Below are 20,289 nucleotides of genomic sequence, written 5' to 3' on the forward strand. Positions count from 1 at the left end.
AAGGTGTCAACCCGATGAAGTCTGATCGGATGTCGGCGATTAGGGAGATGGACCTGCACGCCGCTCAGGCCTGGCCCGCGGCGATCGTCGAGGAACGCGACGGGTGGCTGCTGCGCCGTACGCCCGGGGTGTCGCGGCGGCGGTCGAACTCGGCGCTGACGCCGATCAACGGCGCGAAGTCCGTCGAGGCGGTGGAGGAGTTCTACCGTGAGCACGGCGTGCCGGTGCGCGTGCAGGTGAGCCCGGTCGAGTGCCATCCGAGCCTGGACGCGATGCTGGGCGAGCGCGGCTACAGCGTCGGGGGCCGGACCGCCGTGCTGACGGCCGCCGTCGAGGACGTCGCCGCGGACCCGCAGGTGCCGGTCGAGGTCGAGGAGACGCCGGACACGTGGGTCAAGGTCTTCACCGAGCTGGACCACCACGACGACAGCGAAGTCGTGGCGACGTCGGTCATCTCGCGTATCTCTGCGCCCGCGGCCTTTCTCAGCGTGTGGGAAGAAGGGCACCCGGTGGGGATGGGGCTCGTCGTCGGCGGGTCACGATGGGCGGGCGTCTTCTGCATGGCGACCGCGCCGGAGCACCGCCGCCGGGGCGTGGCGCGGTCGGTGCTCGGCGCGGGCGCGCGGTGGGCGGCCGGGCAGCGGGCCGAGCGGCTCTACCTGCAGGTGGAGCGGGACAACGGCGTGGCGCGGCGGCTCTACGAGCGGGCCGGGTTCATCTACTCGCACGGCTATCACTTCTGGACGTCTCCCTGACGGCGCCGGCGGCCTCGCGGAAGGCGGCGGCGAGGCGGGTCAGGCCCTCGTCGATCCGGTCCAGGGGGATCGCGCCGTAGCCGAGGACGAGCGCGGGGCGATCCGGGACGGTCTCGGCGTGGTAGCCGGCGACCGATTCGACGGCCACGCCGAGTTCGGCGGCGCGGGCGAGCACCTGGCGCGAATCGACGGCGTCGGTGAGGCGTGCGCACAGGTGCAGGCCAGCGGCGGAGGGGATCGGGTCGAGCCAGGCGGCGAAGTCGAGGCGCAGGGTGGTGAGGATGCGGCCGTGGCGGGCGGCGTAGACGCGGTTCGCCTTCCTGATGTGCCGGGCCAGCAGGCCCTCGTCGATGAAGCGGGCCATCGCCGCCTGGTGCGGGTAGTGGCCGTGCCAGTCGGAGAGGCGTTTGGCCGTCAGCAGCGCGGGCCGCAGCGAGGCGGGGGCGACGAGGAAGCCGAGGCGCAGCATCGGCAGCGTCGACTTGGAGAACGAGCCGACGTAGATCACCCGTCCGCTGCGGTCGAGGCTCTGCAGCGGCTCCAAGGGGCGGTCGGAGAAGCGGAACTCGCTGTCGTAGTCGTCCTCGATCACCACCGCGCGGCGCCGCTCGGCCCAGTCGAGCAGGGCCGTACGGCGCGCCAGCGACATGGGCGTGCCGAGCGGGAACTGATGTGACGGCGTCACGTAGACCAGCCGGGCCGCCGAGGGGATGGCCGCCACGTCGAGCCCTTCGGCGTCCACCGGCACGCCGGTCACGCGTGCGCCGAGCGAGCGGAACAGCAGCCGCGCGGGCGGGTATCCGGGCTCCTCGACCGCCACCTGGTCGCCCGGCTCGATGAGCACCCGGCCGATGAGGTCGAGGGCCTGTTGCGCGCCGTTGGTGACCAGGACGTCGTCGGCTCCGGCGCGGACCGAACGCGAAATGCCGATATGTCGGGCGATAGCCGTACGGAGGCCGTGGTGCCCGGCGGGATCGATGTAGTCGGCCGAGTGCAGCGTCGACGAGCGCAGCTCCCGCGACACCAGCCGCCGCCACGACTCCAGCGGGAACAACGCCGGGTCCGGGACGCCCACCTGGAAGTCGTACGGCGCCTGGGCGCGTCGCTTGGGCCACAGCGGGATCGCTTGCCACAGCGGGCGCGGCCCGACCCCGCCCCCCACCGGCGCGTTGCGGGCGAGATCGCCGGGGGCGCGGCGCGGTCGCGGGCGGGCGAGCGGGTCCACGGACACGAACGTGCCCGCGCCGACCCGCGCGGTGACGAACCCCTCGGCGGTGAGCCGCTCATAGGCGACGGCCACCGTGTTGCGCGACACCTCAAGCCGCCGCGCCAGCTCGCGCGTCGGCGGCAGCCGTTCCCCGGCGCGCAGCCGCCCGTCGAGGATCGCCTCAAGAAGCTGCCGGTAGATCCGCGCGGCCAGGTCGCCGCGGCCGGTGAGGGTGACGTGGAAGTCCACCGCTCCTCCTCCCGATTGGCCCAGTCAACTTGCCCAAGAATTGGATCTTATTGAGGACAAATGACCTTTCTAAGGTAGGGCACGACTTCCGATGGGCCCGTACGGCGGCGCGCGCCGTACGGCCGGACACGAGGAGGGGATGACCGTGACCGCTCGCATGAACCTAAGCGCACTCGAACCGGCGGCGTACGAGGCGATGCTCGGCCTGGAGAAGTACCTGAGCCGTTCCACGCTGCCCGCGCCGCTGCTGGAGCTGGTGAGACTGCGTGCCAGCCAGATCAACGGCTGCGCCTACTGCGTGGACATGCACTCCGCGGACGCCAAGAAGGGCGGTGAGACCGACGAGCGCCTGTACGCGGTGGCCGTCTGGCGGGAGGCGCCGTTCTTCACCGAGGAGGAGCGCGCGGCCCTCGCCCTGACCGAGGCCGCCACCCGGCTGAGCGAGGGCGGCGACCGCGTGCCCGACGAGGTGTGGGACCAGGCCGCCAAGCACTTCGACGAGCACACCCTCGCGCAGCTCGTCGTCGCCATCGCCACCATCAACGCCTGGAACCGCATCGGCGTGGCCACCCGCATGGTGCCGGAGTCGTACAAAGGCTGACACAACCCGAAAAGGGCGACCTGGCCGCGAGGGCCCGCCGCGCGTGTGGCGGGCCCTCGGCGGGAGCCCGGGGCGCGGGCCTGGAACGCGCCGGGGGCGGCGTCCTGGCGGGGGAGAGTGCCCGATTGGGGCGGATTCGCGGGTGGGGCGGGGACGAGCGTCGTGGGGGCGTGCGGCTTGGGTCATTCTTGACAGACGGGTACCGAGGCTTTGCGGGTTGGGGGATCGGAGAGGGCCGATCCGCTCGCGGAGCCCGGCGGAAAGGGACCCGCTGGAAGGAATGCCGTGACCGCTGATATAGTTAGCAAAGGTAATGACCTATGCTAACGAATCCACCCAGAACGAGCCTACGCGGGGACGCGAGGCTGGCCTCGGCGCTGCGAGTGTCGCTGGCCCGGTTGAACCGGCGCCTGCGAAAGCAGGCGGCCGGGCACTCACTGACAGCCACCCAGGTCGCGACGCTTGCCACCGTGGAGCGTCATCCCGGGATAACCCCCGGCGAACTGGCCGAGTTCGAGAAGGTGCAGCCGCCCTCGATGACCAGGGTGATCGCCGTACTGGAAGATCGCGGGTTGGTCGAGCGCACGCCGCATCCGACAGACCGGCGCCAGGTGAGCGTGAAGTGCACCGATGCGGGAGCCGCGCTGCTGAACGAGGAACGCCTCTTGAAGGAGGCGTGGCTGGCCCGGCAGTTGAAGGAGCTGACGCCGGAGGAACGGGCCACGCTGCGCGCGGCGGCGCCGATCCTGGAGAAGCTGTCCCAGATGTAGGCGGCATCTCCGGCAGGGGCGCCGTAAACCTGAGCGCCTCCGGCGCGGGCGTCACCGCCCTGGAGCGCCCGGTTGCCGGCGCCCCCGCCCCGAGCGGCTTGAGCGTGGGCTCAGGTGCCCCCGGTTCGGACGCCGCTCACGCCGACGCGGCCAGGGCGGTCGCGGCCTCGGACGCGGCCGTGGCGGACGCCGCGGTGCCCGTCGTCGAGACTCGTCCACAGCCTGTGGACGACGAGGCGTCGGACTCGACCCCACTTGGACCGGTCCCGCAGCCCGAGAGGACCCGGAAGACAGAGGTCCGTCAGACCGAAGAGACACCGGAAACCGGCGAGACCCCGAAAGAACGCGGCGGCATGTTCCGGTCGCTGCGCATCCGCAACTACCGCCTGTTCGCCTCCGGCGGGGTCATCTCCAACATCGGCACCTGGATGCAGCGCACCGCACAGGACTGGCTGGTGCTCGACCTCACCGGCGGCAGCGGCACCGCGCTCGGCATCACGACCGCGCTGCAGTTCCTCCCGGTTCTGCTGTTCGGCCTGTGGGGCGGCGTGATCGCCGACCGTTACGCCAAGCGCCGCGTCCTGGTGATCGCACAGACCCTGATGGGCCTGCTCGCCCTCACCACCGGCCTGCTCGTCGTGACCGGGACCGCGCAGGTGTGGCACGTCTACCTGATGGCGTTCGCGCTCGGTTGCGTGGCGTGCGTGGAGGTGCCGACCCGTCAGTCCTTCGTGGTCGAGATGGTCGGCCCCGACGACCTCACCAACGCGATCGCGCTCAACAGTTCCAGCTTCAACCTGGCCCGTGTGGTCGGCCCCGCCGTCGCCGGCGTGCTGATCTACTGGTTCGGCGGCACCGGCCCGATCTTCCTGATCAACTCGCTGTCGTTCGCCGCCGTGATCTGCGGCCTGCTGCTGATGCGCCGCTCCGAGCTGCACCCGTCCAAGCCCGTCCCACGGGCGAAGGGCCAGCTCCGCGAGGGCCTGCGCTATGTACGGCAACGCCCCGACCTGCTGATGCCGATCATCGTCGTGGCCTTCATGGCGCTGTTCATGCAGAGCTTCTCCACCAGCGTCGCGCTGATGGCGAGGGAGGTCTTCGGCGCGGGCGCGTCCTCGTTCGGCATCGCCTCCAGCGCGTTCGCGATCGGTGCCCTGGCGGGCGGCCTGATGGCGGCACGCCGGGTCCGCCCGTCGCGGCGGCTCCTGCTGGGCGGCGCGGCCGGCTTCGGCCTCTTCCAGATCGCGGCCGGTTTCGCCCCCGTCTACCCGGTGTTCCTGGTCCTGCTGGTCCCGGTCGGCATGGCGCTCATCACCGCCAACACGACCGCGAACTCGACGGTGCAACTCGGTGCCTCCGCCGAGATGCGCGGACGCGTCATGGGCCTGTTCATCCTGGTCTTCACCGGCGGCGCCCCCATCGGCGCACCCTTCATCGGCTGGCTCGGTGAGATCGCCGGTCCTCGCGTCGCCATGATGGTCGCGGGCACGCTGTGCGTCGCGGGCACCGCCACCGCCCCTCTGATCACCAAGCTCATCACGCGTCGGCACCGCCGCCCGAAGACACCGCCCACCCCGCCGCAATCCGCCATCGCCCGCACCTCCTCTTGACCACTTGACGCACCCGCCCGTCACCGCCTCCCGGGCGGTGACGGGCGCGGCCGTCCGGAGCGCCTGGCAGCAGCCACCGGTCCCGCGTACGCGGAAATGCTCCGGTGGCCCCGGCGGGGCGGATGTCCGTGGTCCGGTCGCTCCGCAACCACGAGAAGAAGCCACCGTGTGATCGTTCCCGCCCTCGCCGGGCGCCCATCCGGAGCGGGAACGCCATAGCCGTGTGGACCGTGCCCCACAGCCCCTCATCCATCGGGCGTTCTGACCCGCTTCGCTCTGTTATTTGTAGGTAAGCAGCGTATGCTTGGTGACCGGCTACAGGGAGGCGATAAGTGGGTGGGTCGTCCCTACCAGAGTTCGATCCGACGATCGCGGCGGACGCACGTATCTACGACTACCTGATCGGCGGCAAGGACCACTTCGCCGCCGACCGCGAGGTCGCCTCCGTACTGATCTCCCTGAAGCGAATCGTCGGCCGCTGGCAGTACCCGACCGTGGAGAACCGGCGCTTTCTGGAACGGGCCGTCCGCTACCTCCTCGACGCCGGCATCCGGCAGTTCATCGATGTCGGCTGCGGCATGCCGACGGACCGTGACAACATCCACCAAATCGCCCACGAGATCGACCCCACCACCCGCGTCGTCTACGTGGACTACGACCCGGTCGTCTTCATCCACTACCGCACGCTGCTCCACCGCAACCCGTACGCGAAGGCCATCCAGGCGGACGCCCGACGCCCCAAGGAAATCCTCAACCACCCCGACGTCACGGCCCTGATCGATTTCGACCGCCCGGTCGCGGTCATGCTCGTCGCCCTCCTCCACCTCATCCCCGACGAGGACGACCCGGACGGCCTGGTCGCCTGCTTCCGCGACGCCATACCATCCGGCAGCTACCTGACCATCACCCACATGACCTCCGACGGCCCGCCCCCCGAGTCCCTGGAGCCCTTCGTACGGGCCTTCGACAAGGTCCGCGAATCCATGACCCTGCGCACCCGCGACCGCATCCGCGAGTTCTTCACAAACCTGGACCTGGTAGACCCCGGCCTCGTCGACGGCGCCGACTGGCACCCCGACGTGGACCACGCCCCACCCTCCACCTGGCTCGCAGCCGGCATGGGCCGCAAGCCCTAGCCCACACTCATCCGCGCCAACCTGCCGATCGGCACCGAGCACCCCCAACAAGAGCCGGGATGAAGTAGGGATACGGTCACCACCCGACAGACGACCGCCCTTCAGGAGCCGTCCACCTTGACCTCGAACCAGACGGTCCGCCCAGCCGCGTCGTCGCAGACACCCCAACGCTCCGCGAGGAAGTCGACGAGGAAGAGACCCCGGCCGCCCTCGGCAGACGAATCCGCCTGAACCCGCGGCTGGGACTTCGACCCCTCATCGATCACATCGACGTGAATCAAACCGCCGCATTCGGTAACCACCACCGTGACTCTGCCGCCATTACGCGAATCAGAGTGAACCACCGAATTGGTGACCAGTTCGGACACCATAAGCGTCGCGTTCTCCAGCGCCGGATGCTCGGCCCCCAGAATCTTCCTGATGAATTGCCGCGCTTCGGACACCGACTCTTCGTGCCCCGGCAAGTCCAGCGACCCCAGCAGATTGCCCGCCGCCATGTCCACCACCAATCGTCCGCCGAATACGGCCGTTTGACCGCCAGCATGGTGAACACCGCACTACTCTTGGTAGTCGATTTACTCGACCGGAGTAGACAGTCTTTGTCGGACAGTCCGGGAAGGCAAGGTGAGGACCAAATGGCCCGGATGCTAACAATCGACCCAGAAGAGTCCCCTCGCCATAATTTCGCCTACGAGTTGCAGCGTCACCGCCTGGAGGCCGGCCTCACCCAGCGCCAACTCGCCACCCGTGTGGGCTGCTCCGAGTCCCTGATCGGCTACATCGAGAACGTCAAACGCAAGCCCTCACGCCAACTGGCCGAAATCCTGGACAGAATCCTCCCATCACCCCCAGACCACTTCCTACGCCTGTACAAGCGCGCAACCTGGGAGGAGGCCCCCGAACACTTCCGAGGCTGGCTCGACGTCGAGCATGACGCGACAGCTATCAGGAGTTGGAGTCCGCTACTGGTCTGGGGGCTTCTCCAGACCGAACAATACGCCCAGGCCGTGTTTGAGGCGGAACCTATGATCAGTCCCGAACAGATCGAGGAGCGAGTGGCCGCGCGTCTTCGACGTAAATCGATCCTCACAAGGCCCGCCCCTCCGATGGTCCTAGCTCTGATCGACGAAGCCGTTCTGAGCCGATGTGTCGGCGGTCCGAAGGTGATGAGTGATCAACTCGCATACATCCTAGAGGCCAGTCGATATCCAAACGTCACGGTTCAAGTTGTTCCTAAGGATTCCCCAGCCGCCATCTGTGGCCTGTTGGGTGGTTTCTCTCTGGGGTTCATGGGAGGCACACCGTATGCCGCCTACATGGAGGCTCAACCAAAGGGGCATATGGCCGCAGATCGAGGTATAGTCGCGCAGCTCAGCGCCCGTTACGATGCAATTCGGGCTGATGCTCACCGACAGGACACTTCTCGACGGATCATTGAGGATGTGATGAACCAATGGGCCCAGCAGATCTGACACACCTCAACTGGCGCAAGAGCAGCCGAAGCGGTGGCGATGGCGGCGACTGCCTGGAGGTGACCAGCCTTCGAGATGTCATAGCAGTTCGCGACAGCAAGAACCCCGCTGGCCCTATGCTGTTCTTCTCCACCGCAGAGTGGCGGACCTTCTTGGACTCAGTGCGGTCAGGGGGGTGAGTCGACGGGCTCAATCCGAGTTCAGCCGAGGGGACAGGCGACCGGCGATCGTGGTCATGGTCACGCAGCTTGCGTCTCGATACGATGTGATTCACACCGATGCTCACAGTCGAGCCGTGTCCATGCGAATCACCAAGGATGCGATTGTTCGATGGACGCAACAGATCTAAGCTACGCCGTCTGGCGTAAGAGCAGTAGAAGCGGCCATGACGGCGGCGACTGCGTGGAGGTGGCTAGCCTTCAAGGTGCCGTAGCCGTTCGCGACAGCAAGGATTGGTCAGGGGCGGGCTGCCAGGGTGATGACCTCCTCGGTGGTGAGGGGGGATGCGGGGTGGTGGGTGAGGCATAGGGGGGTTTGGATTTTGACTGGGCGGTGGCCTTCGGTGGCTGTGTAGAACTGGCCGGTGGTCAGGCGGGAGATGTCGGAGACGTTGCCGCCCTTGGCGCGGGCCATTTCCTCGGCGGCCTGGATTTGGGCCGGGGCGTTGAGGAGGCCGTAGAACTGGGTCGCGGCGTTGCCGGGGATGCGGTTGTGCAGGGCCTTGGGGGACTGGGTGGCGAAGATCAGGCCGAGGCCGTACTTGCGGGCCTGGGTGGCGAGGGCGAGAGTGCTTGAGGTGCAGGGGGTGGTGGCTCCGGCGGGGGCGAACGTTTGGGCCTCGTCCATGATGAGGAGGCCTCCGAGGGGGCCGGTCGCGGGGTGTTTTTTGATCCATGCGAACAGGGCCATTTGGAGCTGGTTGACGAAGCTCTGGCGCTGGTCGTCCTGCTGGAGGCCGATGAAGCTGATCACTGAGACCCTGGCTCGTTTGCCGGGGGGTGGGGTGAGGAGGATACCGGGGTCCGCCGGGGTGCCGTCGCCGCCGAACAGGGGGTCGTTGACGCTGGCGGCGGTGAGGGTCTGGGCGATGTCGGCCGCGATCTTTTCCGCGCCGTCCAGGGCGCTGACGCCCTCCGGGAGCCAGGTGAGCAGGTCGATGAGGCCCTTGAGGCCGCCTCCGCCCCGGCGGCCGTAGTGGATGATCGCCTCGCGGAGTACGGCACGGCCGCGTTCTGCCTTGACGGTGTTTCCGGCGAGTTTGGCTCGGGGGGCGATCGACGCGACGGCGATGTCCACCGCCTCGCCGAACTCGTCGGGGTGGTCGGCGACGCTCGCGAAGTCCGGCAGTGGCTGGAAGCTGAGCGGGCGCCCCATGCTGCGTCCCGGCGTCCAGATCGCGACGTCGGTGTGGGTGAGGTACTCGTGTGCCTTGGCCGCGTCGCCCGGCCCCCACTGCGGGGGCGGTGTCGGCCACGGGTCGCCGAGTCTGGCCAGGTCGTTGTTGGGGTCGAGGACGATGGCGGAGACGCCGTGCAGGGCGCATTCCTCGACGAGACGGCGGATCAGGACGGTCTTGCCCGAGCCCGAACCGGCGAAGATGACGGTGTGCTTGCGCAGGGCCTCCAGTGGCACGGTGACCGGCGGGCCCGAGGGCAGCATCCTTCCCACCGCTATGTGCGGACTGGTGTCGGGCCCTGTCGGCTGACCAGGGGTCGTGGTTGGGGCTGTGGCTGAACGGTAAGGCGATGGGGCTTCGTCGGCCGCCCGGGGTCTGGCATCGAACCAACTCGGCTGACTGGGAGCCGCGGTTACGGCTGCGGGTTGATGGTGAAGCGGTGGCGGGGCAGACTCCCCGGTCGCCTGCGGTCCGGCCCAGGGTGGCGACGACGTGCCGGGAGCCGGGGCCGGGTTCGGGCCGTCGGTTTGGCCGAAGTGCTGCGCCGCGCCCGGAGCAGGGCGGGACGTGGCGTCGTCGCGTGGAGATGCGGCGGGGAGCGGTACGTCAGCATGTGAAGGCGCTGTGGGGATGGGTTGGCGGAGGGGGCTGGGAGCGGCATCTGCGGGGGTGTTGGCGAGGCCGCTCGGTCGCCATTCGTCCGTGGTCGTGAGGCCGCTCGCGGTCGTCGTGATCGGGCCGCCCATGAATCCCTGGGGGGCGGCTGATGCAGGGGGTTTGGGGTCGCTGAGGACGTCGCCGGGGACAGCCAGCGCTGCGTAGCCTGCGGGGCCGAGGCCGCCGTGTCGCCTCACCGGCGCGCTGGGCGGGAACTGGTCGGTGGGAGGGGGCGAATATGGATCGGTCCAGGAGTCGAGTGCCGCGCGGAGGAAGCCGACGTGCTCGACCGGCTTGCGGGAGGCGAGCCAGGAGCGCAGGTGCGGTGGGTTTTCGGCGATCAGGTCGCGGAGTGCGGCGAGGATTTTGAGGTCGTCCTCGGTGAAGCCGAGGACGCGGCCGCCGGCGGTGGCGAAGAGCGTGACGGCCTCGTGGGTCTTCGGGCCGGTCGGCCAGGGGTCGTTGCGCAGCACGAAGAGGCGGCGCTTGGGTACGTCGGCGGTGAGGCCCGCCTCGACGGCGGCCTTGCGGAGGCGGGTGATGACGGCTCGGGCGTTGGTGGCGGCGATCGCGCGGAACGCCCAGTGCATCTGGTCTTCGGTGGATTCGTCGAGGTTGCGGCGCAGGCGGGCGTGGAGGGCGGGGTTCGCGCTCGGCTCCGGATCCTGGGTGAATTCGGTGCCGGGCTCCCCGAGGGCCGCGACCCACGCCTCCAGGCCGGCGGCGAGCAGCTTCGGCATCGTCTCGTCTTCGGTCGCGGCGTTCGTCGCCATGGTGACGTCGGCGGCGGCACGTAGCGCGGCGAACCGCTCGTCGAGGGCGAGTAGCGCGCGTTCGGTCCGCCCGGGGGTGACGACGGGCCGCGGCGCCGGGGCCGGGGCGTGGCCGGTCAGGGTGTCCATCTCCCGGATCTCGCCGCTCAGCAGGCATGACCGGATGTGGTCGTCGATTTTGATGAGCAGTGCGCGCGGTGTCCAGTTCGCGGCTTCGGCGAACACGGTCGGTTTGACCGGCCATGTCGGGTACGGCGGTGTGAAACCGATCGCGTCGTACTGGGCGGTGAACCGCTTCTCCACCAGCAGGCGGGCGGTCTCGGCGTCCGGCAGCACGCCGAGCTGGAACGTCGTTCTGAAGCGGTCCTGAACGGTGTTGGTGGCGTGCGAGACGATGAGCTCCCAGGTGTCGGGCAGGCAGGAGACGATCGTCAAGGTGCGGCGGGTGTACTCGCGCAGCGACAGCAGGCCGTGGGCGACATGTTCGAGGAGCAGCGCCCCCCGCCAGTCGTGCTCCGCGTGCTGGGACCTGATGCCGGACTGGGCGACGAGCATGTCGATCTGATCGACCGCGATGACCGTCGGCCCGGTGAGCGCCAGCAGCCGGGAGATGTCCTGGACGATCTCCTGAGGCGACTTCGCCGGATGCCGGATGCCCCACAGCGCCCATTCGCCCGGCGTCTCCTCGGAGCCGCAGGTCAGGTACGCCTCGCCGATGTCCTGGGCGGTGAAGTCGGCGGAGGCGCGGAGCACCAGGGCGCGCAGGGTGTCGCGGCCGAGCCGGATCACCTGGTTGTCGATCCGGGCGGCGGCCTGGACGAACGCGTCCAGCGCCTCGCGGGTGAGCGGCGCGTCGCCGCACATCGCCGCCCGGATGTCGGGCGGCGGCGCTATCCGGGACGACAGCCGGGCGAGGAAGATCTCAAGCTGCGTTCTGCCGTCCTCGCCGGTGCGGCACAGGCCGTCGAGCATCGCCACGACCACGCTGTCCCAGAAGCTGCGGGCGTCGAGCAGGCCCACGAGGAAGAAATAGCCCTCGTGCCGCTGCACCTGCTCGCGTACCCAGCCGAGCAGGTGGGTCTTGCCGGTGCCTCGCGAGCCCTTCACCACCAGGCCGATCGGGCTCGCGTCCCGGCTGTCCCGAGCCTCCTCGATGCCGGCGAGCAGGAGCATGGCCGTATCGCGGTGCAAGGTGTCGACGTGGTACGGCGAGCGCCGCCACACGTGGTCGGGAGCCTGGGTGTAGTCGAGCCGAAGACCGGCGAGGACGCTTCTTTCGTCCGCCATCAGCGCACCTCGATGGAGATCAAATGCTTGTCCTGGTCGGCGATGCGCACGGCCGCCGCGCGCTCCTCCGGGGTGAGGATCTTCTGATTGGCCTGTGGGTCCACGAACACGTCCGGGAGCAGGTTCATCCGGGTCAGCGCGGCGTCGACGTCCTCGCGCGGTAGGTCGGTCAGGAGCGCGCGCAGCCGGAGGAGGGGGACGTGGCGGCCCGGTCCCGGCGCCAGTTCGGCGTACGCGGCCCGGATGCGCTTCTCAACGTCCTCCGGCGGGAACGGCATCGCGGCGGGCGGTGCGGGAGCGGCCGGGGCCTCCTGGGGCGTCGCGGAGGAGATCGGTGCGGCCTCGGCGGTCGGGGCGGGCTCGCTCTGCGCGGCCGTGTACGGGAGGAAGACGTCGGAGACGTTTTGGCCGGTGCGCTTCAGGTAGCGCTGCAGACCGCGCAGCACGGCGAGGCACGTGGCCGCCGCGGCGCCCGTGCCCAGCCGGATCTCCTCCTTCTCCAGCTCGGCCTTGGCGCGCGCCCAGCCGCTGTCGGTGAGGACGTGGACGTACGCGCGGCCCTGCTTGCGGCTCTCCACCAGCTTCTTGCCGTTGAGCTTGGTACGCGGCACGCCGGTGAGCGTGTAGCCGTACCGCTGCTTGAGGTCGATGTTGGAGACCTCGTCGGCCTCGGCCATCAGCAGGAAGAGCGCCTGAAGCTCTGGCGCCGACAGTTCCTTCTCGGACATCTCATCGTCCTTCCGACGTTTCGGTATGGCGGCGCTTCAGGATGAAGCGTTGGATCTGGTGGACCACCAGTTGGGTGTCCTGCAAAACGTGATCGTTGGTGAAGCGCAGCACGGCGTAGCCGTCCAGCTGGAGTTGCACGTCGCGCCGCCGGTCGGCGCTGAACTTGAACGGCCTGCGGTGGTCGTCGCCGTCGATCTCGACGACGCACCGTTCGTCGCGCCACAGCAGGTCCACCCGGACGGGAGGGGCCAGAGGGTTCGACTGGTGGAGCTGGTTCCACGCCCGGCCGGTCGCCCAGTCGCATGTCGCGAGCGCGGCCTCCAGCGCATGCTCCGCCCTGCTGGCCGGGTGCGGCCTCCCCGACACGGCCGGGTACGTGACGACCTGCCCGGAGGCGGGGACGGCCCCCGTTTCGGCGGTGCGGTCGCCCGCTTCGGTGCCCGGTACGTCGGCGGGAGGTGTCCGGGGGTGCGGCACGAGTACCGGGATCGACTCGACGCGGTCGACGGCGACGAGCGGCGTGCCGGTGAGCCAGACGCCGAAGCCGCCCGCGTACGCGAGCCATTCGCAACCGGCGACGAACAGCTCCTCGTCGGCGGGGGAGAGCCCGGCGGGCACGTCCACCAGGAGCGTCGTTCGGGTCCGTCCGAAGCTCGCGGCGAGTACGCGGGCGAGTCCGGCGGCGCGCACCTCGCGGGCGAACCTGCGCGACCACCGCGTGCCGCCGTTTCCGCCGGTTCCGCAGAGCGCCGCCTCGGCGAGGTCGGCGAGGAAGGGGCCGAAGTGCGGGGTGCGCGCGGCCATGCGCAGGGCGAGCCTGCGGACGGCATGCGCTCCGGGACCGCCGCGAGGGGCCGGGCGCGCGAGACCGCCGGCGTCGGGCAGCCAGGCCGGAAACAGCCGGACGGCGGCCTTTTCCAGTTCCTCCAGTGCGCAGGCGATCATTTCAGGGGCCGATCGCCCCGGAACAGCGGAGTATCCGATGATCGCCGGCGCGTCCTCGGGGAGCACCTGCAGGTCCGCCGCGAGGGCCGCTCTTCCCGCCCCCGCAAGGCATATGACACGGCCCGTCGGCAGTTCGGCCCACCACCGCGCCACAACGCCCGCCTTTCACGTCCGCTCCTGGTGACGTCGGGAGGTTATAGCAATGAGAATGGATATAGGCGAGAGTCGGAAAACTATTACGTAACGTTCCAACAACCGCCGTCCGTCGCGCACGGCCGCGGAAGAACCACGGCGCGGGGGCGCAGGGAGGGTGGCTGACCTGCGGCGAGGGGCGATTTGCGTGCCAACGGGGCTGGTCGGCAGGGTACTTGGGCGGACGCTCCCGAGACCACTGGTGGGCGACGATCCGCCGGTCGCCGGCGAAGCGCGTTGCGTCGCGCCACCTGCGGCGAATTGATTCCAGAATCAAGGATCGGCCATTGCCTGCATGAATGCGTGGGCGACCCGAATCGCTTGTCGGAGCATTTCATCAATTCGCGAACAGCTGAATTGTCAACGATTGCTCACGGTCGTGATCGCCTGTCGTGCCGAAGAACGAGTGTAACCATGGTAATGGATATGGAATTGTGATCGCCGGGCCGGATGTCAGGGGAGCGGCGCGCGAAGCGGCAGGCCAGAATTACAGCGCGGGACCTGTACCGGATTAGGTCTTGACGGTGGTTGATCGCATACGTAATGTTCCTGTGACATTACAAAAACCATTGGTCGTTGCCGGCGACTACTGATGGCGTCCCCCCGTCCCCGCACACAGGAGTGACAGATGAGGGTGACCCGACTCATTGCCATCGCCGTTGGCGCTTCGGCGTTGCTCGCCTACGGGGCGTTGCCGGCGACGGCCGTTTCACCGCGGGATCCCGGAACGGCCGGATTTGAGGGATTCGGTTCGCACGGACGGCACAAGGGACAGTTGCGTGACGTGGCGCCGAGGGGATTCGCGATCGGCGCCGCCGCCGCGGGTGGCGGTCACCACCTGGAACAGGACTATCCCGATCCGTTCACATTCGACCACACGTACCGAGGCGTGCTGGCCGAGCACTTCAGCTCGCTCACCCCCGAGAACCAGTTGAAGTGGGAGTTCGTGCACCCAGAGCGGCACAAGTACAACTTCGGGCCCGCCGACGCGATCGTGCGCTTCGCGCAGAGACACGGCCAGAAGGTACGCGGCCACACGCTGCTGTGGCACAGCCAGAACCCGGCCTGGCTGAACGAGGGCAACTTCAGCGCCGAGGAACTGCGCAAGATCCTCAAGGAGCACATCTTCACCGTCGTGGGCCGCTACCGCGGCAAGATCCACCAGTGGGACGTGGCCAACGAGATCTTCGACGGCGACGGGAACTACCGTACGTCGGAGAACATCTGGCTGCGCACGCTTGGCCCCGGCATCATCGCCGACGCCTTCCGCTGGGCGCACCAGGCGGACCCGAAGGCGAAGCTGTTCCTCAACGACTTCGGTGCCGAGGGCGTCAACGCGCGCAGCACCGCCTATCTGAACCTGGTTAAGGAGCTGCGGGCGGTCGGCGTGCCGGTCCACGGCTTCGGCGTCCAGGGCCACCTGAGCCTCGCCTTCTCCTTCCCGTCCGACATGGCGGCCAACCTCAAGCGCTTCGACGACGCCGGGTTCGAGACCGCCGTCACCGAGGTCGACGTCCGCATCCCGCTCAACGGCGGCACCGCCACCGAGGAGCAGCTGCGGACCCAGGCCGACTACTACCGCCAGGCCGTCGAGGCGTGCCTGAGCGTCCGGGGCTGCACGTCCTTCACTGTCTGGGGAACCACCAACAGGTACTCCTGGGTCCCGGTCTTCTTCCCGAACGAGGGCGAGGCCACGATCTTCACCGACGACTTCCGCCCCAAGCCCGCCTACACCGCCCTGCAGACGGCGCTCGCGAAGGCCCGCCGCTGACCGGCGCCCCGCGTCACGTGCGGCAGGCACGCGCACCGCAGAGTCCCGCGCCCGGCCACCCGAACGAGGTGGCCGGGCCTCTGCGTACGGCACGGGCGACCGATGCCTCCCGCAGGTCAGCGCTCATACAGGCGACGTAGGTCGATCAGCCGGATCCGGTCGTCGGCGGCGGCCTGGGCCTGGAGGGCGGGGTCGAAGCCGGCGCCGCTGTAACAGACGAGAACGGTTTGGCTGGTGTCGTAACTCTTGACGGCAAGCAGGTCACGTGCGCGTCGTAGGCGGTCCAAATGGCGCAGACCCATGACCTTCCCCCATTTCGCCTCGCCCAAGGAGATCACCGTACGGTGGTTGGCGGCGTCGCCAGGCGCCAGTACGGCCACGTCGATCTCGATGGTGGTTCGGTTCGCGGGATCGGCGACCGTTCCGGCGGAGACGTGACCGGGGAGGGCGCCGAACAGGTCGATCGACGAGCGGAGGGCGAACTCACGGCAGAGCTCCTCGAAGTGGGGGCCGACGACCTGGGAGAGGAAGGTCTCGCGGGACAGCCGCCAGGCGTCTCGTGCCTGCCCGCGTTCCAGGAAGCTCCACGTGCGGCGCATCACGCCTTCGTAGAAGGAGATCAAGGGCTCCGCGATCCGGTAGACCGCCCTCCCCGGGCGGAAGGCGTCCTGTTCGCGCCTGACCAAACGGCAGTCCTCAAGGACGACCAAGGGGTGGCTGATGTGTGTGGAGGGACGTCCCAGATGGTTGGCGATGCCACCCCGCGTGGTGTGACCGGTCGCGATGGCGCCGAGCACGGCGTGGTAGAGCGCGGGGTCGCGGATCTCGGCTTCCTCCGCCAGCAGGTAGCGGGCCTCGCGGAACAGCGGTACGAGCGGGTTCAGCACGGTTCTGATCACCCACTCGTCGAAGTCGTCGAGCGAGTCGGGAGCGTCGGAGTAGACGAGTTCATGTCGATAGGCGGGGGTACCCCCGACGATGGAATGCAGCGGTACGGCCAGTTCGGGTTTGTCCTCGCAGCCCCAGAAGCGTGCGGCCGTCAGGTAGTCCAGCGGTTGTACGACGAGTTCGAGGCTGGCCCTGCCACGTAGCGGGGCGTTTCCAGCGAGAAGCCCCCCCATGACGGACATCGCCGACCCACAGAGCAGGAGTTTCACCCGGCTCTCGCGGGCGATGCCCCCAGGGTCCAGGGCGCGCTGCAGGAGGGAGGGCAGCACGGGGCTGGCCTTGGCCAGGTAGGGAAACTCGTCGATGATGATCACACCGCTCGGGACGAGGGCGTACAGGCGCTCGATGGCCTCGTCCCAGGAGGTGAAGTGGAACCGGCCTCCGCCGCCGGTGTGCAGCGCGAGTGCCTCACCGAACCGGCGCAGACCTTCCACCTCGGTGTCGTCGGCCGCCACGAAATGGAAGCCGCCAACGGCGTGGGCGAGCGCGTTGAGCAGGAACGTCTTGCCCTGCCGCCGTCTGCCGCTCACGACGCCCAGCCGTACGCTGGGGCTCTCGGCCTCGACGAATCGGGTGAGGCCGGCCCACTCGGCTTCTCGGTCGAAGATGTGCGCAGGCTTTGGGATCGTCATGGCCGGGCCTTCGTTAGAGGTGTACCTCTTAGAACTATAACTCTTAGAAGTACGCCTCTAAGGGCGGCGAGGGAGGCGAGGGAGGGTGTCGTGCGGTTGTTCGTGGCCTTGTTGCCGCCGGAGGAGGCGCTGGCGGAGATCGCGCAGGCCGTTCGGGGGAGGCGGGGGGAATGGTCGGAGTTGCGGTGGGTGCCGGAGGAGTTGTGGCATGTGACGCTCGCGTTCCTCGGGGAGGTGGACGAGGGGCTGCTGGGCGGGCTTGAGGTACGGCTGGCGCGGGCGGCGGCGCGGCATGCGGCCGTGGAGGTGGCGTTCGCGGGGGCGGGGGCGTTTCCGTCGGCGGGGCGGGCGAACGTGTTCTGGGTGGGGATGAGGGGGGTCGTGGCGGATGAGCGGGGGCGGCCGTTGTTGTCGGGGTTGGCCGGGTCGGTGACGGCCGGGGCGGAGAAGGCGGGGGTGGGGCGGGGGGAGCGCAGGCGGTTCCATCCGCATCTCACGCTGGCCCGGTGCCGGCAGCGGACCGATCTGCGTGCGCTGGTGGAGGGGATGAGCGGGTTCGCGGGGCGGCCGTGGCGGGCGGGGACCGTTCACCTGATGCGCAGTTATCTGGGCCGGTCGGTCAGGTACGAGTCGATCGCGCAGTGGCCGATCGGGGGAGACCTGCGGGACCGGACGGTCGCGGACGCCGACTAGGCTCCAGTGCGTGGACCGTCCCCGACGTTGGCTGCTTCCCGCGGTGCTCGCGCTCTTGGTGATCATCGTGGTGATCGGCGCTCTGCTCACGTGACGCCTGGGTACGGGTGGTGCGGCCCCCGCGGACGACGGGAACCGCACCCCATGTGATCGTTAAGGCTGCTCCCCGGTGAACCGGGGGTTCGGGTGTGTTACCAGGCGTACGCCTCGGGAGCGGGGCCGCCGGGGCCCGGGAAGATCTCGTCGAGGCGGGCCAGGGCCTTGTCGTCGAGTTCATCCGCGAGTTCGACGGCGCGGACGGTGCCGTTGAGCTGCTCGATCGTGCGCGGGCCGATGATCGGCCCGGTGACCGCCTGCTGGCGCAACAGCCAGGCGAGGGCGACGTTGGCCGGCTGCTCGCCGATCTCGTCGCAGAACGCCTCGTACTGCTCGATCGCCGGGCGGTGCTTCTCCAGCTGCTCGACCATGTGCGGGGACGCGGAGCGGCCCTTGTCGATCTTGCGGAGGACGCCGCCGAGCAGGCCGCCGCCGAGCGGGCTCCACGGGATCACGCCGAGGCCGTAGTCGGCGCAGGCGGGCAGGACCTCCAACTCGACCGTACGCGTGAGCAGGTTGTAGTGCGACTGCTCGGTCACCAGGCCGTTGAAGCCGCGCCGCCGCGCGGTCTCCTGGGCCTTGGCGATGTGCCATCCGGCGAAGTTGGACGACCCCACATAGATGATCTTTCCTTGTGTTCGCAGGACCTCCATCGCCTCCCAGATCTCATCAAACGGAGTGTCCCGGTCGATGTGGTGCATCTGGTACAGGTCGATGTAGTCGGTCTGCAGCCGCTTGAGCGAGGCGTCGCAGGCGCGCCGGATGTGCAAAGCCGACAGCTTGCGCATGTTGGGCCACTCGCCCATCGGGTTGTGCACCTTGGTCGCGATCACCGTCCGCTCGCGGCGGCCGCCGCCCTTGGCGAACCAGCGTCCGATGATGTTCTCGGTGACGCCCTCGCCCAACTTCCGGCCGTACACATCGGCCGTGTCGAAGAAGTTGATGCCAAGCTCGTGGGCACGATCCATGATGGCGTGCGAGTCCTCCTCGGAGGTCTCGGGGCCGAAGTTCATCGTGCCGAGGCAGAGCCGGCTGACCTTGAGTCCACTGCGTCCGAGCTGCGTGTATTCCATGCCTTCACCCTAGGTACCTGGAGTGCACTCCAGTCGAGTGCCTTTGGTGAGCGGATACGCGGGGATGTGCATGGACTGTCGGACCGACAGTGCATTATGGCGGAATGGGGTCACGAGCGGGGGGTGCGCTGGTTCGGCTGCTGGTCGCGTTCGGGTGTGTGTTCGCCTGGCCGGGTGGCGCGGCTCAGGCCGCTCCCACACGGGCGGATCAGGTACGGCCGGCCGACGCCCGCGCGGAGGGCTCCTGGACGAGCGACCTGGCGTGGCGGGAGGACAACGAGGAGATCCTGTTCCGGTTCAAGGACAAGCGGATCACCGAGTCGAGCGGGATCGCGGTCTCCCCGACGCACAAGGGCATCTACTACACCCACAACGACAGCGACGACGGGCCGCAGTTCTTCGCCGTCGGGCCGGACGGCCGTACCCGGGCGACGTTCCGGTTGGCGGGGGCGGCGGCCAGGGACTGGGAGGGCATGGCGGCCTCGGTGGACCGGGCCACCGGCAAAGGGGTGCTGTGGTTCGCGGACATCGGCGACAACCTCGACGGCGCCTGGCCGGATATATCCGTGTATAAGGTCATCGAGCCGGAGTCGATGACCAACGCCACCCTGCGCGCCACCCGCTACCGCTTCCGGTACGCCGACGGCGGGCGCAACGCCGAGGGCATCATGGTCCACCCCGGCACCGGACGCCTGTACATCGTCAGCAAGGAGTTCTCCGGATCGGTCTACCGCGCCCCCGCCCGGCTCCGCACCGACCGCGTCAACATCCTGCGCCGCGTCGGCCCCGCGCCGATCATGGCCACCGACGCCGCGTACGCGCCCGACGGCTCCAGCTTCGTCATCCGCACGTACTTCTCCGCCTCGGTCTACAGCGCCCCCGGAAAGCTGATCGCCCGGGTCGCCATGCCCGCGCTCGACCAGGCCGAGTCGATCGCCTACACCCCCGACGGCCTGTACCTGCTCACCGGCAGCGAAGGCTCCGACAGCCCCGTCTACCGCGTCGCCCTCCCCGAGGACGTGCTCAGCCACACCGCCTCCGCCGGGACGTCGACCGGAGAGGGAACCGGGGAGGGGGCCAGGGAGGGGGCCGGGGAACCCGGAGAACACGGCGGGAGCGCCTCTCCCGCCGCGACGACCGAGGCCACCCGGCCCGCCGGGGCCTCCGGCACCTCGGCCGCCGCCGAAGAGGAGAGCGATGAGGGCGTCCCGCTCAACATGATCCTCCTTTGGCTCGCCTTCGCCGCCGGAGCCACCGCGATCATCACCCTCATCGCCCGTACGGCCCGCTGACCCTG

Annotated in this window: 18 protein-coding genes; 11 read left to right on the top strand and 7 right to left on the bottom strand. The window is 69.1% G+C overall.

The window, feature by feature from the left end; genetic code table 11:
* Positions 1 to 14 precede the first annotated feature (14 nt).
* Positions 15 to 755 carry a GNAT family N-acetyltransferase gene (locus AB0K60_RS35125; protein WP_364065294.1) on the top strand — a complete coding sequence of 247 codons (741 nt, stop codon included), beginning with the start codon at positions 15 to 17 and terminating at the stop codon, positions 753 to 755.
* Here AB0K60_RS35125 and AB0K60_RS35130 read toward each other — a convergent pair.
* Positions 715 to 2,211 (bottom strand): PLP-dependent aminotransferase family protein, encoded by a 1,497-nt coding sequence (locus tag AB0K60_RS35130; RefSeq protein ID WP_364065297.1) that lies wholly within the window; start codon positions 2,209 to 2,211, stop codon positions 715 to 717. The two genes, AB0K60_RS35125 and AB0K60_RS35130, sit on opposite strands and share 41 nt — an antisense overlap.
* A gap of 145 nt (positions 2,212 to 2,356) precedes the next feature.
* Here AB0K60_RS35130 and AB0K60_RS35135 point away from each other — a divergent pair, with 145 nt between their 5' ends.
* The 4 genes from AB0K60_RS35135 (at position 2,357) to AB0K60_RS35150 (ending at position 6,328) form a co-directional block, all read left to right on the top strand.
* Positions 2,357 to 2,812, top strand: a complete 456-nt coding sequence (locus AB0K60_RS35135; protein WP_364065300.1) for a carboxymuconolactone decarboxylase family protein — start codon at positions 2,357 to 2,359, stop codon at positions 2,810 to 2,812.
* Positions 2,813 to 3,132: 320 nt separating this feature from the next.
* A complete protein-coding gene (locus tag AB0K60_RS35140) occupies positions 3,133 to 3,582 on the top strand; it encodes a MarR family transcriptional regulator (protein ID WP_364065303.1) in 450 nt (149 codons plus the stop codon).
* Between the two features lie 353 nt (positions 3,583 to 3,935).
* On the top strand, positions 3,936 to 5,192 hold the full coding sequence (locus AB0K60_RS35145) for an MFS transporter (protein ID WP_364065305.1): 1,257 nt from the start codon (positions 3,936 to 3,938) through the stop codon (positions 5,190 to 5,192).
* A gap of 332 nt (positions 5,193 to 5,524) precedes the next feature.
* Positions 5,525 to 6,328 (top strand): SAM-dependent methyltransferase, encoded by an 804-nt coding sequence (locus tag AB0K60_RS35150; RefSeq protein WP_364065309.1) that lies wholly within the window; start codon positions 5,525 to 5,527, stop codon positions 6,326 to 6,328.
* A gap of 101 nt (positions 6,329 to 6,429) precedes the next feature.
* On the opposite strand, the gene AB0K60_RS35155 is transcribed toward AB0K60_RS35150, so the two are convergent.
* Positions 6,430 to 6,825: an ATP-binding protein gene (locus AB0K60_RS35155; RefSeq protein ID WP_364065312.1), complete on the bottom strand. Its 396-nt coding sequence runs from the start codon at positions 6,823 to 6,825 to the stop codon at positions 6,430 to 6,432.
* Between the two features lie 138 nt (positions 6,826 to 6,963).
* Between AB0K60_RS35155 and AB0K60_RS35160 the strand changes: the two genes are divergently transcribed.
* The 3 genes from AB0K60_RS35160 (at position 6,964) to AB0K60_RS35170 (ending at position 8,328) form a co-directional block, all read left to right on the top strand.
* Positions 6,964 to 7,800: a helix-turn-helix transcriptional regulator gene (locus tag AB0K60_RS35160; RefSeq protein ID WP_364065315.1), complete on the top strand. Its 837-nt coding sequence runs from the start codon at positions 6,964 to 6,966 to the stop codon at positions 7,798 to 7,800.
* Positions 7,782 to 7,979 (top strand): DUF397 domain-containing protein, encoded by a 198-nt coding sequence (locus tag AB0K60_RS35165; protein WP_364065318.1) that lies wholly within the window; start codon positions 7,782 to 7,784, stop codon positions 7,977 to 7,979. Before AB0K60_RS35160 ends, AB0K60_RS35165 begins: the two co-directional genes overlap by 19 nt.
* A gap of 151 nt (positions 7,980 to 8,130) precedes the next feature.
* On the top strand, positions 8,131 to 8,328 hold the full coding sequence (locus AB0K60_RS35170; RefSeq protein WP_364065321.1) for a DUF397 domain-containing protein: 198 nt from the start codon (positions 8,131 to 8,133) through the stop codon (positions 8,326 to 8,328).
* Here AB0K60_RS35170 and AB0K60_RS35175 read toward each other — a convergent pair.
* From AB0K60_RS35175 to AB0K60_RS35185, 3 genes are read right to left on the bottom strand one after another with little or no spacing between them, the layout of a single operon-like run.
* Positions 8,257 to 11,913, bottom strand: a complete 3,657-nt coding sequence (locus AB0K60_RS35175; protein WP_364065323.1) for a DUF87 domain-containing protein — start codon at positions 11,911 to 11,913, stop codon at positions 8,257 to 8,259. The two genes, AB0K60_RS35170 and AB0K60_RS35175, sit on opposite strands and share 72 nt — an antisense overlap.
* Entirely contained in the window at positions 11,913 to 12,641 is a 729-nt protein-coding gene (locus tag AB0K60_RS35180; RefSeq protein ID WP_364065326.1) for a hypothetical protein, read from the bottom strand. The genes AB0K60_RS35175 and AB0K60_RS35180 overlap by 1 nt, the downstream gene beginning before the upstream one ends.
* Position 12,642: 1 nt before the next feature.
* The gene (locus AB0K60_RS35185; protein ID WP_364065328.1) at positions 12,643 to 13,587 is read right to left on the bottom strand and encodes a DUF559 domain-containing protein; all 945 of its coding nucleotides are present in this window, start codon (positions 13,585 to 13,587) and stop codon (positions 12,643 to 12,645) included.
* A 976-nt stretch (positions 13,588 to 14,563) separates the two neighbouring features.
* Here AB0K60_RS35185 and AB0K60_RS35190 point away from each other — a divergent pair.
* Positions 14,564 to 15,550, top strand: coding sequence for an endo-1,4-beta-xylanase (locus AB0K60_RS35190; protein WP_364065332.1), 987 nt, complete (start codon positions 14,564 to 14,566; stop codon positions 15,548 to 15,550).
* 116 nt (positions 15,551 to 15,666) lie between these two features.
* Here the strand turns inward: AB0K60_RS35190 and AB0K60_RS35195 are convergent, their stop codons facing one another.
* Positions 15,667 to 17,130, bottom strand: coding sequence for an ATP-binding protein (locus tag AB0K60_RS35195; protein WP_364065334.1), 1,464 nt, complete (start codon positions 17,128 to 17,130; stop codon positions 15,667 to 15,669).
* Between the two features lie 90 nt (positions 17,131 to 17,220).
* On the opposite strand from AB0K60_RS35195, the gene thpR reads away from it, so the two are divergent.
* Positions 17,221 to 17,823: an RNA 2',3'-cyclic phosphodiesterase gene (gene thpR / locus AB0K60_RS35200; RefSeq protein ID WP_364065337.1), complete on the top strand. Its 603-nt coding sequence runs from the start codon at positions 17,221 to 17,223 to the stop codon at positions 17,821 to 17,823.
* Positions 17,824 to 18,014: 191 nt separating this feature from the next.
* Here thpR and AB0K60_RS35205 read toward each other — a convergent pair whose 3' ends face one another.
* The gene (locus tag AB0K60_RS35205) at positions 18,015 to 18,992 is read right to left on the bottom strand and encodes an aldo/keto reductase (protein WP_364065339.1); all 978 of its coding nucleotides are present in this window, start codon (positions 18,990 to 18,992) and stop codon (positions 18,015 to 18,017) included.
* Positions 18,993 to 19,096: 104 nt separating this feature from the next.
* Here AB0K60_RS35205 and AB0K60_RS35210 point away from each other — a divergent pair, with 104 nt between their 5' ends.
* On the top strand, positions 19,097 to 20,284 hold the full coding sequence (locus AB0K60_RS35210) for a hypothetical protein (protein ID WP_364065341.1): 1,188 nt from the start codon (positions 19,097 to 19,099) through the stop codon (positions 20,282 to 20,284).
* Positions 20,285 to 20,289: the final 5 nt, after the last annotated feature.

Source organism: Thermopolyspora sp. NPDC052614 (genome assembly GCF_040678635.1).
Taxonomy (GTDB): Bacteria; Actinomycetota; Actinomycetes; order Streptosporangiales; family Streptosporangiaceae; genus Thermopolyspora.